The following is a 480-nucleotide window of genomic DNA, read 5'->3' on the forward strand; positions in this document are numbered from 1 at the left end:
CTGATGACGTGACTGTCGTATGCTGGTGGCATGGAGAAGCTCGGCCTTCGGGAACGGAAGAAGCAGCGGACACGGGAGGCGTTGATCGAAGCGGCCCAGGCGCTGTTCTGCGCGAACGGTTTCGAGGCCACGACCATCGACCAGATCGCCGATGCGGTCGAAGTGTCGTCGCGGACGTTCTTCCGGTACTTCACATCGAAGGAGGACGTCGCGCTCGCTCTCGCGGACCAGCAGATCACGGCGGTGCTGGAGGCGTTCGCCGCGCAACCGGCCGGCCTGCGGGTGCTGACCGCGATGCGGACCGCCGCGGTCGAGGTCATGCGGGCGTACGAGACCGACCCGCGCTTCCACCGCCTGCAGGACGTGATCTCGGTCAACCCCGCGCTGACGGCCGCGCGGATCGAGCGGGCGACCGCGCGGTTCGACGAGGTGGCGCGGCTGATCGGTACCCGGATGGGCGTCGACCCGGGTGTGGACCCC

Annotated in this window: 1 protein-coding gene; it reads left to right on the forward strand. The window is 68.8% G+C overall.

The annotated features are described in order from the left end of the window. Window positions 1–30 precede the first annotated feature (30 nt). The coding region (locus OO71_RS45950; RefSeq protein WP_033296438.1) for a TetR family transcriptional regulator at window positions 31–480 on the forward strand (450 nt) is incomplete at its 3' end.

Source organism: Amycolatopsis jejuensis, assembly GCF_000717335.1.
GTDB lineage: Bacteria > Actinomycetota > Actinomycetes > Mycobacteriales > Pseudonocardiaceae > Amycolatopsis > Amycolatopsis jejuensis.